Below are 11231 nucleotides of genomic sequence, written 5' to 3' on the forward strand. Positions count from 1 at the left end.
GATGCATGCTGAGTGTTGGAGTCCTTGGGCTGAGAGCTCAGACGTATGTTTTGTATCGGCGACAATGAGATTATCCTTGGTACTACTAGCCTTACTTTGGCACACACACACCATTTCGCTACACAAGACACTTAACTCTTTCCCTACACGACGCTATTCAGTTCTCTTCAATGGGCTGCATCAGGCTGCCATTGGCCAGCGCGTCCTCCAGTTTCTCCTGCGGCCAGTCATCGAGCAGGGCGGTGACCACCGGACCCGGCAGCACCGCACCGACGCGCACGCCATACTGCGCCACCTGACGACGGGTTGAATGTACAAAGGCCTGCACCGCAAATTTCGATGCGGTGTAGATCGGTTCCCAGACCACGGGCACCACGCCCGCAATCGAACTGGTGAAAATGATGTCGCCCGATTTCTGCGCGATCAGATGCGGCAGCACCGAACGCACGCAGCGGAAGGCCGCGCTGGTGTTGAGTTTCAGTACGCGATCCCAGATATCGGGATCGCCTTCCGCCACTGGTCCGCCAATGTAGGCACCGGCGTTGGCGTGGAAAATATCCAGACGGCCCGTGAGCTTGAGAATGTCGTCGAGAATCCCGTCAACTTGTTTGCCGTCCATCAGGTCAATCTGCAATGGCAGTGCCTGAGGGCCTAGTTCCGCCACCAGCTGCTGTAACTTGTCGCCGTCACGATCGATCAGGACGACTTTAGCCCCGGCTTGCAGCAGCACTTTGCTGCATTCCAGACCGATACCGGAGGCAGCGCCAGTAATGGCGGCGACTTTTCCGTTGAGTGGGTTATGCATGGAGAAGAGGTTCGCGTTCATCTTATAATCCTTTATCTATGGCGTTTTAGGTGGTGCTCAATCGATGAAGCACAACTATCACCCCGACTTTTAACCAGCAACAAAAAGCGCAATTATGGGATGGGTTCTGTGACGGGGATCGGTAAAAACAAGAAAACCACCATTTATGACCTCGCGGAACTCACCGGGGTTTCGGCGAGTGCGGTGAGCGCGATTTTGAGTGGTAACTGGAAGAAGCGACGCATCAGCGCCAGCACTGCAGAAAAAGTGAACCGGATTGCTCAAGAGCAGGGCTATGCGCTGAATCGACAGGCCAGCATGCTGCGAACCACGCGCTCGAAAACCATCGGTATGATCGTGCCCAAATACGACAACCGCTATTTTGGCTCAATCGTGGAAAGTTTTGAGCAGATGGCGCGCGATCGCGGCCTGTTCCCGGTCATTACCTGCACGCAGCGCGATCCTGATTTGGAACTCGAAGCGGCGCGCACCATGCTCTCCTGGCAGGTGGATTACATGGTGGTGACCGGAGCCACCGATCCAGATCGTATCACTGCACTTTGTCAGGCCGCGGGCGTTCCCTCGCTGAATCTTGATCTGCCCGGTTCGCTGGCGCCTTCAGTGATTTCGGATAACTTCAATGGCGCATTGAGCCTGACGCGTAGACTGCTGGAGAAGTGCCCGCAGCCGCTGATTTTTATCGGGGGGCGTGCCAGCGATCACAACAGTAAAGAGCGCCTGCGCGGCTTTTTGGCGGCACATCAGGAACGAGGCATTTCTGTGCCGGAGGAAAATCTGCTGCTGTGTGGCTACGAGCCAGAAAAAGCGCAAACGGCGTTGAAAAATCACTTTCAGCAGTATGTAACGGGGCAATTTGGCCTGTTTGTGAATTCGACCATTTCGCTGGAAGGGGTGGTGCAGTTTCTGCGTGCTGAGGATCTGTTATCCGATGATAAACACCCGGCGATTGGCTGTTTCGACTGGGACCCGTTCGTCGCGCTGTTGTGTAAAGACATCAGCATGGTGAAACAGGATGTGGCTGGCATGATGGAAACCGTCTTCTGCCTGATGGAGAGCGGTGAGCAGGACGTGGCGGTGGTGGAAGTGCCGGTGTTGCTGATGCAGTAAAAAGGGCGGCAAATGCCGCCCCATTGATCAACGCATGGTGACAAACTCTTCCGCCGCCGTCGGATGAATCGCCACGGTGTTGTCGAAATCTTTCTTGGTAGCGCCCATCTTCAGTGCCACAGCAAAGCCTTGCAGCATCTCATCCATACCGTTACCGATACCGTGAATGCCGACAATCTTCTCTTCCGGGCCAACACACACCAGCTTCATGCGGCACGGCTGGCGATGCTGGGTGACGGCGGTGTACATCGCGGTGAAGGAAGATTTATACACTTTCACCTGGTCGTCGCCGTACTGCTCGCGCGCCTGCGGTTCGGTCAAACCAACGGTACCAATCGGTGGATGGCTGAATACCACGGTCGGCACATTGCTGTAATCCAGGTGCTCGTCCGGTTTATTGTTAAACAGGCGCTCAGAGAGGCGACGGCCGGCAGCGACGGCGACGGGGGTCAGTTCCACCGCGCCGGTGTTATCGCCCACCGCATAGATGCCTTTCACGTTGGTGTTCTGGAACTTATCAACGTTGATATAGCCTTTCTCGTTCAGCGCCACGCCGGTCACGGACAGGTTGAGATTGTCGGTCGCCGGCTCGCGACCAATCGCCCACACCAGGCAATCGACAGTTTGCTCATGGCCATTTTCCAGCTGCAGCGTCAGGCTGCCGTCGGCGTTCTTGATCACCGCTTTCGGGATCGACTCGGTATGCAGCGTTGGGCCTTCGGCCTGCATCACTTCCACCAGCGTATCGACAATCAGCGGATCGAAACTGCGCAGTGGCGCATGCTTACGCACAAACAGATGGGTTTCGGCGCCCAGTGCGTTGACCACACCGGCCAGTTCCACCGCGATATACCCTGCGCCGACCACCGCGACACGCTTCGGCAGCGCATCCAGCTCAAAGAAACCGTCAGAGTCGATGCCGTATTCCGCGCCAGGCACTTTTGGATGGCTTGGACGACCGCCTGTGGCGATCAGGATGTGATCGGCCGTGATGGTCTCGCCGTTCACTTCCACGGTGTTGGCATCGATAAAGCGGGCGAAGCCCTTGATCACTTCCACGTTGTTTTTACCTAACACGTTGTCGTAAGAGGTATGGATGCGATCGATATAGGCGCTGCGGTTTTTCACCAGCACTGACCAGTCAAAATGATTCACGGTAGTATCGAAACCGTAGTCCGGGCCGTACAGGTGGATAGCTTCGGCAATCTGTGCCGCATGCCACATCACTTTTTTCGGTACGCAGCCGACGTTGACACAGGTGCCGCCCAGCTCTTTGGCTTCAATCAGCGCGCACTTCTGGCCATGCATCGCGGCACGGTTAATTGAGGCGATACCGCCGCTGCCGCCGCCGATGGCGAGGTAGTCAAAATGTCTGGTCATCCGTTGTGTCCATCTGTTGGAAGAAAATTGGCATAGAGTGTAACGCTGCTTGCGCAAGAGGCGCAAAGGTTCAGCCTATGTTTGTGATAGGGTTAAATCCAGGTTCCGCTTACATGGAAGACATTATGCATCTGACTTTTCTCGGCACTGGCGCGGGTGCGCCGAGCCTGCAACGTAACGTCACGGCGATTGCACTGACGCTGTCGAAACGGGGCGACACCTGGCTGTTCGACTGCGGTGAAGCGACGCAGCATCAGTTTATGCGCTCCGCGCTCAAGCCGAGCAAGCTGGAAAAAATCTTTATTACCCACCTGCACGGTGACCACATCTTTGGCTTGCCGGGCTTGCTCACCAGCCGTTCGATGGCCGGGCTGCTGGAGCCGATGACCATTTACGGTCCAAAAGGCATCAAACAGTTTGTCGAGACGGCGCTCAGTCTCAGTGGTTCTTACACCGGCTTCCCGCTGGAGATCGTCGAAATTGAAGCGGGCGAAGTGCTGGATGATGGTGCGTTCCGCGTCATCGCCTATCCGATGAATCATGTGGTGGAGTGCTATGGCTATCGCATTGAACAGCATGATAAACCGGGCTTCCTCGATGCGCCGCGCCTGAAAGCGGAAGGGGTGCCGCGTGGGCCGTGGTATCAGGATTTGAAAGAGGGTAAACGCATCCGGTTGGAGGATGGGCGCGAAATTAACGGCGCAGCGTATCTCGGCCCGGCGACCAGGGGCAAAGTGGTGGCGATATTCGGTGATACCGGCCCGACCGAAGTGGCACTTGAGCTGGCGGCTGATGCGGATGTGATGGTGCATGAAACCACGCTGGAAGCTGCAATGGCCGAAAAAGCCAATGGTCGCGGCCACTCCACTACGATTCAGGCCGCCGAAGTAGCAAAACTGGCAGGCGCAAAACGCATGATCGCAACGCACTTCAGTTCGCGTTATTTGTCGAGTGATCGAGAGAGACTGCTGGCGGAGTGCCAGTCGGTGTTTGCAGCGACCGAGCTGGCACGAGATTTCGCGGTGTTCGAAATTTAGTGCTGTAACGCCGGATAGGTAAAGAACAGCAGGTGCGTCATGTTGAACAGGAAATGGACGCCGGTGGCGACCCACACACGCCCGCTCCAGTGCCACGCCAGGCCGTAAATTAACCCGGCCAGAGTGGCGAAGACCACCAGCATCATGCCGCCAGGGAAGTGCGCCAGACCAAACAGCAGTGCGGTGAGCAACAGTGCCGCTACGCCACCGATTTTCTGGCGCAGGCGCTGTTGCACATAGCCACGGAAGAACGCTTCTTCGGCCAGCGAAACAAAGAACAGATTTGCCAGCATAAAGCTGCCGAGCCAGTCCGGCCAGTGTGGCTCAATCGCCAGTCCACCCAGCAGCACCGCGACGTACAGCAGCAGCGGGATCGCCGCTAGTAATAGCAGCCACAGAATCTTGTGCGGCGCAGGAAACTGCTGCGTACGGAACAGCGTGGGCAAGGCAGCCAGCAGCACAAAGGGAATCAGCGCTTTATCAAAGTTGTAGTAGAAGCTGAACGGCACACTGTTGGGGCCAACCTGCATCTCCTCGATCTGGCGCGGGTTGTTAAAGCCAGGCAGCAGATGCAGGAACAGGCCACCGGCGATCAGCACCAGCAGCGCTTCGCTGATCAGCAGCACGGCACGGTTGGTGGGATTTTCCACCCGCACCCACGCCAGCAAAGCGATGGCACCTAAAATGGCGAGAGCAGGCCAGTCCAGCACATCCTGGAACAGACCCATTATCGTCGCCAATAACAGCAGAAGTACGGCAAGGCGTTTGGCAGGTGACAGCACAGTGAGTGCGCCAGCCAGAATGATCCACATAAAAAGTGTCCTTAGAAGGGCAACGGCAAGGGGCGGCTCAGGAACCACACCCTATAAGCCCGTTATTCTGGAACGATCTGCGTCACGCTGTAGTGACCGGTACCCGCCGGCACCAGCTTCTGATGCAGCCACGGCAGCAGCTCTTCCATCTGCGCTTTCAGCTTCCACGGCGGGTTAATCACGATCATGCCGGAGGCAGTCATGCCGCGTTGATCGCTATCCGGGCGCACCGCCAGTTCGATCTGCAAGATGTTGCGGATGTTGCTGGCTTCCAGGTCTTTAATCATGTGTTTGATTTGCTGGCGCAGCACCACCGGATACCACAGCGCATACACACCGGTAGCAAAGCGTTTGTAGCCTTCCTGAATGCCTTTCACCACATCCTGATAATCGCTTTTCATTTCGTACGGCGGATCGATCAGAATCAGACCACGACGGCTCAGCGGAGGCAGTTTGGCTTTTAACTGCTGATAGCCGTCGCCACGCGCTACGCGTGCACGGGCATCTTTGCTGAATTCGGAACGTAGCAGCGGATAGTCGCTGGAGTGCAGTTCGGTCAACTCCAGTTTGTCCTCTTCACGCAGCAGATAGCGGGCGATCAGCGGCGAGCCTGGATAGTAGCGCAAGGTGCCATGCGGGTTGAGGTTGCGAACGGCCGTCAGATAAGGCTTCAGCAGTTCTGGCGCGTCCGGCTGCTGCCAGATGCGCGCAATGCCTTCCAGATATTCACCGGTACGCTCGGCGTGCTCTCCGCTCAGCTGGTAACGTCCGGCACCGGCGTGCGTGTCCAGATAGAGAAACGGTTTTTCCTTCTCCATCAGGGCGGTGAGGATCAGGCTTTCAACGGTATGTTTGAGCACGTCGGCATGGTTGCCGGCATGAAAACTGTGGCGATAACTCAGCATAAAAAAGAGGGGTCCGCGGTTGGATCAAAGGAGATAAAAACATCGTGTGTGGCGCGATTATAGCCGCGCTGCGTAAAAATTGCTGACGTTTCGGCGCTCGCGCTTTTTTCTTTACGGGTCCATTCTCAGTAGCATTGATTTTCACGTTAACTGACCGCATGTTAGAAAGATTGCGTCGCGCCATTGCGCGCCACCCCCACTCCATGAAGAAAGGACTGCGCTTATGACCAATCCGTTACTCACCCCTTACACGCTACCCCCGTTTTCCGCGATCAAGCCTGAGCACGTGGTTCCTGCTGTGACTGAAGCGCTGAACAACTGCCGCGCTGAAGTTGAACGCGTTGTAGCACAGGGTGCACCTTACACTTGGGACAATTTAGTGCAGCCACTGGCAGAAGTGGATGACCGTCTGAGCCGTATTTTCTCGCCGGTGAGCCACCTGAATTCGGTGAAGAACAGCCCGGAACTGCGTGAAGCTTACGAGCAGACGCTGCCGCTGCTGTCAGAATACAGCACCTGGGTGGGACAGAACGAAGGCCTGTATCAGGCTTATCGCGATCTGAAACAGGGCGACAGCTATGCCGCGCTGGATATCGCACAGAAGAAAGCGGTGGATAACGCACTGCGTGATTTCGAACTCTCCGGTATCGGTCTCGATAAAGAGAAGCAGAAACGCTACGGCGAAATCGCCGCGCGCCTGTCTGAGCTGGGTTCGACCTACAGCAACAACGTGCTCGACGCCACCATGGGCTGGAGCAAGTTGATCACCGATGAAGCCGATCTGGCGGGCATGCCAGAAAGCGCGCTGGCTGCGGCCAAAGCGCAGGCCGAAGCCAAAGAACAAGAAGGCTGGCTGCTGACGCTGGATATCCCAAGCTATCTGCCAGTCATGACCTATTGCGATAACGCCGCGCTGCGTGAAGAGATGTACCGCGCCTATTCAACGCGTGCTTCTGAGCAGGGTCCCAACGCCGGTAAATGGGATAACGGCCCGATCATGGCCGAAGAGCTGGCATTGCGTCACGAACTGGCACAGCTGCTGGGCTTTGACTCCTTCGCGCACAAATCACTGGCGACCAAGATGGCCGAGAATCCGGCTCAGGTGATCGACTTCCTGACCGACCTCGCCAAACGTGCGCGTCCGCAGGGTGAGAAAGAGTTAGCTCAGCTGCGCGCCTTCGCCAAAAAAGAGTGTGGCGTTGACGAGATGAATCCGTGGGATCTCACTTACTACGGCGAGAAGCAGAAACAGCATCTCTACACCATCAGCGATGAGCAACTGCGTCCGTACTTCCCGGAAGAGCGTGCGGTGAGCGGCCTGTTTGAAGTAGTGAAACGCATTTACGGCATCACCGCCAAAGAGCGTAAAGACGTGGATGTGTACCATCCAGATGTGCGCTTCTTCGACCTGTTCGATGAAAGCGGCGAGCTGCGCGGCAGCTTCTACCTCGATCTGTATGCGCGTGAACACAAGCGTGGCGGGGCGTGGATGGACGATTGCGTGGGTCAGATGCGTAAAGCCGATGGCAGCCTGCAGAAGCCGGTGGCGTACCTTACCTGTAACTTCAACCGTCCGGTACAGGGCAAGCCCGCGCTGTTTACCCACGATGAAGTCACCACCCTGTTCCATGAGTTTGGTCACGGCCTGCACCACATGCTGACGCGCATCGAAGCGCCGGGCGTGTCGGGTATTAGCGGTGTACCGTGGGATGCAGTCGAGCTGCCAAGCCAGTTTATGGAAAACTGGTGCTGGGAGCCGGACGCGCTGGCGTTTATCTCCGGCCACTACGAGACCGGCGAACCGCTGCCGAAAGACCTGCTGGATAAGATGCTGGCGGCGAAGAACTATCAGGCGGCGCTGTTTATCCTGCGTCAGCTGGAGTTCGGCCTGTTCGATTTCCGTATGCATACCGAGTTCAATCCGGAAAAAGGTGCGCAAATCCTCGAAACCCTGCGTGAAGTGAAGAAACAGGTTGCCGTGGTGCCAAGCCCGGAGTGGGGCCGCTTCCCGCATGCGTTTAGCCACGTCTTCGCCGGCGGTTATGCCGCAGGTTACTACAGCTATCTGTGGGCCGACGTGCTGGCGGCGGATGCCTATTCGCGCTTCGAAGAAGAGGGCATCTTCAACCGTGAAACCGGCCAGTCGTTCCTCGACAACATCCTGACGCGCGGCGGTTCCGAAGAGCCAATGGAGCTGTTCAAACGCTTCCGTGGCCGTGAACCACAGCTGGATGCGATGCTGGAACACTACGGAATTCAGGGATAAGCCTGCTTGTGAAAATCGGTTTAATCGATGAATCAGGCGCCGGAGACGGCGCCTTATTACATCTGGCGCAGCGCTGGGGCTTACAGCATGACGATCAGGCCGTAATGGCCCTGGTGCTGACGCCGGAGCGCCTTGAGCTGCGCAAACTGGATGAGCCTAAACTGGGTGGCATCTTTGTGGATTTTGTCACCGGAGCTATGGCGCATCGCCGCAAGTTTGGCGGTGGGCGCGGCGAGGCGGTGGCGAAAGCGGTGGGCATCAAAGGTGGCTATTTGCCGGACGTGATCGACGCAACGGCAGGATTGGGGCGCGATGCCTTTGTGCTGGCGGCGCTGGGTTGCCGGGTGCGCATGCTGGAACGCCATCCGGTGGTTGCGGCTCTGCTCGATGATGGCTTACGTCGTGGCTATGAAGATGCGGAGATTGGCGGCTGGCTGCGCGAACGTCTGACGCTGCTGCATGTGGTGAGTCAGCAGGCGTTGAGTGATATCACGCCCGCGCCAGATGTGGTGTATCTCGATCCGATGTATCCCCATCGTCAAAAGAGCGCGATGGTGAAGAAGGAGATGCGGGTGTTTCAGTCGCTGGTGGGACCCGATGAGGATGCCGATGCGCTGCTGGAACCCGCTCGTCGTCTGGCGAAGAAGCGCATTGTGGTGAAACGCCCGGATTACGCGCCGCCGTTAGCGGGCGTTGCAACCCAATCGGCCGTGGTCACCAAAAGCCATCGCTTTGATATTTATCCGCCATTGGTATGATTCTGCATGATGGCGTTGCGGCGTAATTTATCGCGCGGGGTTTAAAGACGCGCGATGTATTACGCCGCTACCAAAAAAACAGGGCCATGACTGGCCCTGTTTTTATTCGTCTTCTTCGTCACGCAGCGGCACAATCAGCATATCGATATGCACGGTGTTGATCAGCTGGCGCGCTGATGACATCAGCTTGCTCCAGAAATCCTGATGGTGGCCACAGACCACTAAATCCACATCGTATTTCTTAATCGCATCCACCAGCACCTGGCCGAGATCGCCGCTGCCGCTCAGGGTTTCACTGATCGGATAACCGGCGTTGGTAGAAAGTTCTTTCAGCGCGGTGTGCGTCTCCTCAGAAATGCGTTTCTGCATGTCGCCCAGATTGACGTCAATCAGCCCGGTGTAAAGGTCTGAGTAATTCACATCAACGTGGATCAGCGAGATTTTTGCATCATAAGGACGGGCCAGTGAAACGGCTTTATCAACCAGCAACTGGCTTTCCGGGGAAAGGTCTACTGCAATCAGGATGTGTTTATAAGCCATGATAAAACTCCTTCTCAAGATTCTGGGGCTACCTGAATTCCCGCCGCTCGGCGAGCGAAATCCTTTGCGCGAAACAGCGATGAAGCGCCACCAACCACAATTTATGCCCTGCAGGCGTTCTGTTGTTATGACCTGAGTATAGCCAGAGTTGTTAACAAATGCTGCAATCCACGGCTCGCTTGTGAGGAAGATCAAGCGCTATCGCAATTTTCACTCGCGGTGAACGAAAATCATCGCTGGAAAAAAATTGAACAGATCTCCTACACTGAAAATGAGTGCCACTGCCGTCTGGGTAACGCGCTCGGGTTCGCATAACAACAATGCAATTCGATTCATCTGTGGCTGGTTAATTTCCCGTGGGGCGTCTACAGCATTTCCCCGCTGCCTTCGACGTCATTGCGGCTCCAGCTGGGAGGGGAACATGATCAGCACTATCGCGCTTTTTTGGGCTCTGTGTGTGGTTTGTCTGGTGAATATGGCGCGCTACTTCTCTTCTTTGCGCTCGCTATTGGCTGTGCTGCGCGGTTGCGATCCGCTGCTGTATCAATATGTGGATGGGGCAGGTTTCTTCACGTCTCATGGTCAGCCGAGCAAGCAGGTGCGACTGGTGCGTTATATCTGGGATAAACGCTATCGCGATCATCACGACGACGAATTTATTCGCCGCTGCGAGCGCGTACGCAGGCAGTTTGTCCTGACCAGCGGGCTCTGTTTTTTGGTGGTGGTGAGTCTGGTTGGCCTGGCGATCTGGCATTAAATAGCGGCAATAAAAAAGGGCGATCTGTGTTGAACAGTCGCCCTCTTGTTTGCCGTTAAAGGCTTAGATAATTTTCAGCGCGATCCAGTAGAGCGAACCTGACAGCACAATACAGACCGGCAGGGTGAACACCCACGCCATGGCGATGTTTTTGATCGTACGGCTCTGTAATCCACCGCCATCCACCAGCATGGTACCGGCAACGGATGATGACAGAATATGCGTGGTCGAAACCGGCATTCCGGTATAGCTCGCGATACCAATCGACACAGCCGCAGTGACCTGCGCTGACATGCCTTGCGCATAAGTCATGCCTTTCTTACCGATTTTCTCACCGATGGTGGTCGCCACGCGACGCCAGCCAATCATGGTACCAATGCCCAGCGCTAACGCCACCGCCATGATGATCCAGATCGGCGCGTACTCGACGGTGCCCAGCAAATCGCCCTTCAACTTGTTAAGGAAGCGCTTATCGTCCGGGGTGGTCTCTGGCAGCTTCGCGGCTTTATCGGCCGTGTCTGAGACGCACATCAGCAGGCGACGCATCTGGCTGCGCTGATCAACGGTGAGTTGATCGTAGCTGTTCAGATTAGTCAGCAGCACTTGCGCACGGTCAATGGCTTGCAGCGCACGACTGCTGTCGCAATGGAACTCATGCGGCCCTCACACACACTCTTCCGGCGATAGATCGGACCAGCGTCGCGAAGGGAGCGAGTGGACGGCCTGGTGTGGAGCGCGGGGGTGTCGGGGGCACGAGGAGACTATAATCTGCATGTTATGTGGACCTCTGACGCCAGTCAGAAAACTCTACATACTCACACTCACGAGCAACAGTACATGATC

General features: G+C 56.3%; 9 protein-coding genes and 2 pseudogenes. 5 read left to right on the forward strand and 6 right to left on the reverse strand.

Features of this window, described 5'->3' with window-relative positions; genetic code table 11:
- Window positions 1-166 precede the first annotated feature (166 nt).
- Window positions 167-826: pseudogene (locus H7A81_RS21500) on the reverse strand (SDR family oxidoreductase); the annotation flags it as partial.
- Window positions 827-934: 108 nt separating this feature from the next.
- Between H7A81_RS21500 and H7A81_RS21505 the strand changes: the two are divergent.
- Complete coding sequence (locus H7A81_RS21505; RefSeq protein ID WP_182058673.1) at window positions 935-1933, forward strand: LacI family DNA-binding transcriptional regulator; 999 nt, start codon at window positions 935-937, stop codon at window positions 1931-1933.
- Between the two features lie 27 nt (window positions 1934-1960).
- Here H7A81_RS21505 and gorA read toward each other — a convergent pair whose 3' ends face one another.
- On the reverse strand, window positions 1961-3313 hold the full coding sequence (gene gorA, locus H7A81_RS21510; RefSeq protein WP_166935208.1) for a glutathione-disulfide reductase: 1353 nt from the start codon (window positions 3311-3313) through the stop codon (window positions 1961-1963).
- A gap of 125 nt (window positions 3314-3438) precedes the next feature.
- On the opposite strand from gorA, the gene rnz reads away from it, so the two are divergent.
- Window positions 3439-4350 carry a ribonuclease Z gene (gene rnz / locus H7A81_RS21515; RefSeq protein WP_166935210.1) on the forward strand — a complete coding sequence of 304 codons (912 nt, stop codon included), beginning with the start codon at window positions 3439-3441 and terminating at the stop codon, window positions 4348-4350.
- On the opposite strand, the gene H7A81_RS21520 is transcribed toward rnz, so the two are convergent.
- The gene (locus tag H7A81_RS21520; protein WP_182058674.1) at window positions 4347-5162 is read right to left on the reverse strand and encodes a CPBP family intramembrane glutamic endopeptidase; all 816 of its coding nucleotides are present in this window, start codon (window positions 5160-5162) and stop codon (window positions 4347-4349) included. The two genes, rnz and H7A81_RS21520, sit on opposite strands and share 4 nt — an antisense overlap.
- Before the next feature lie 62 nt (window positions 5163-5224).
- A complete protein-coding gene (locus H7A81_RS21525) occupies window positions 5225-6067 on the reverse strand; it encodes a 23S rRNA (adenine(2030)-N(6))-methyltransferase RlmJ (protein ID WP_034819774.1) in 843 nt (280 codons plus the stop codon).
- 223 nt (window positions 6068-6290) lie between these two features.
- On the opposite strand from H7A81_RS21525, the gene prlC reads away from it, so the two are divergent.
- Window positions 6291-8333, forward strand: a complete 2043-nt coding sequence (gene prlC / locus H7A81_RS21530; RefSeq protein ID WP_160833791.1) for an oligopeptidase A — start codon at window positions 6291-6293, stop codon at window positions 8331-8333.
- Between the two features lie 8 nt (window positions 8334-8341).
- Entirely contained in the window at window positions 8342-9091 is a 750-nt protein-coding gene (gene rsmJ / locus H7A81_RS21535; RefSeq protein WP_058960645.1) for a 16S rRNA (guanine(1516)-N(2))-methyltransferase RsmJ, read from the forward strand.
- 102 nt (window positions 9092-9193) lie between these two features.
- Here the strand turns inward: rsmJ and uspA are convergent, their stop codons facing one another.
- On the reverse strand, window positions 9194-9631 hold the full coding sequence (gene uspA, locus H7A81_RS21540) for a universal stress protein UspA (protein ID WP_034819767.1): 438 nt from the start codon (window positions 9629-9631) through the stop codon (window positions 9194-9196).
- Window positions 9632-10052: 421 nt separating this feature from the next.
- On the opposite strand from uspA, the gene uspB reads away from it, so the two are divergent.
- Window positions 10053-10388, forward strand: coding sequence for a universal stress protein UspB (uspB, locus tag H7A81_RS21545; RefSeq protein WP_034819764.1), 336 nt, complete (start codon window positions 10053-10055; stop codon window positions 10386-10388).
- A 63-nt stretch (window positions 10389-10451) separates the two neighbouring features.
- On the opposite strand, the pseudogene H7A81_RS21550 reads toward uspB, so the two are convergent.
- Window positions 10452-11048 (reverse strand): annotated as a pseudogene (locus H7A81_RS21550) (inorganic phosphate transporter); the annotation flags it as partial.
- Window positions 11049-11231: the final 183 nt, after the last annotated feature.

The organism is Pantoea sp. ME81, from assembly GCF_903970985.1.
GTDB classification, from domain to species: domain Bacteria; phylum Pseudomonadota; class Gammaproteobacteria; order Enterobacterales; family Enterobacteriaceae; genus Pantoea; species Pantoea communis.

Excerpts from the sequence above, each read along its gene's own strand:
- uspA (WP_034819767.1), bottom strand. The coding sequence starts at position 9,631 with ATGGCTTATAAACACATCCTGATTGCAGTAGACCTTTCCCCGGAAAGC.
- H7A81_RS21525 (WP_034819774.1), bottom strand. The coding sequence starts at position 6,067 with ATGCTGAGTTATCGCCACAGTTTTCATGCCGGCAACCATGCCGACGTG.
- H7A81_RS21520 (WP_182058674.1), bottom strand. The coding sequence starts at position 5,162 with ATGTGGATCATTCTGGCTGGCGCACTCACTGTGCTGTCACCTGCCAAA.
- uspB (WP_034819764.1), top strand. The coding sequence starts at position 10,053 with ATGATCAGCACTATCGCGCTTTTTTGGGCTCTGTGTGTGGTTTGTCTG.
- rnz (WP_166935210.1), top strand. The coding sequence starts at position 3,439 with ATGCATCTGACTTTTCTCGGCACTGGCGCGGGTGCGCCGAGCCTGCAA.
- prlC (WP_160833791.1), top strand. The coding sequence starts at position 6,291 with ATGACCAATCCGTTACTCACCCCTTACACGCTACCCCCGTTTTCCGCG.
- gorA (WP_166935208.1), bottom strand. The coding sequence starts at position 3,313 with ATGACCAGACATTTTGACTACCTCGCCATCGGCGGCGGCAGCGGCGGT.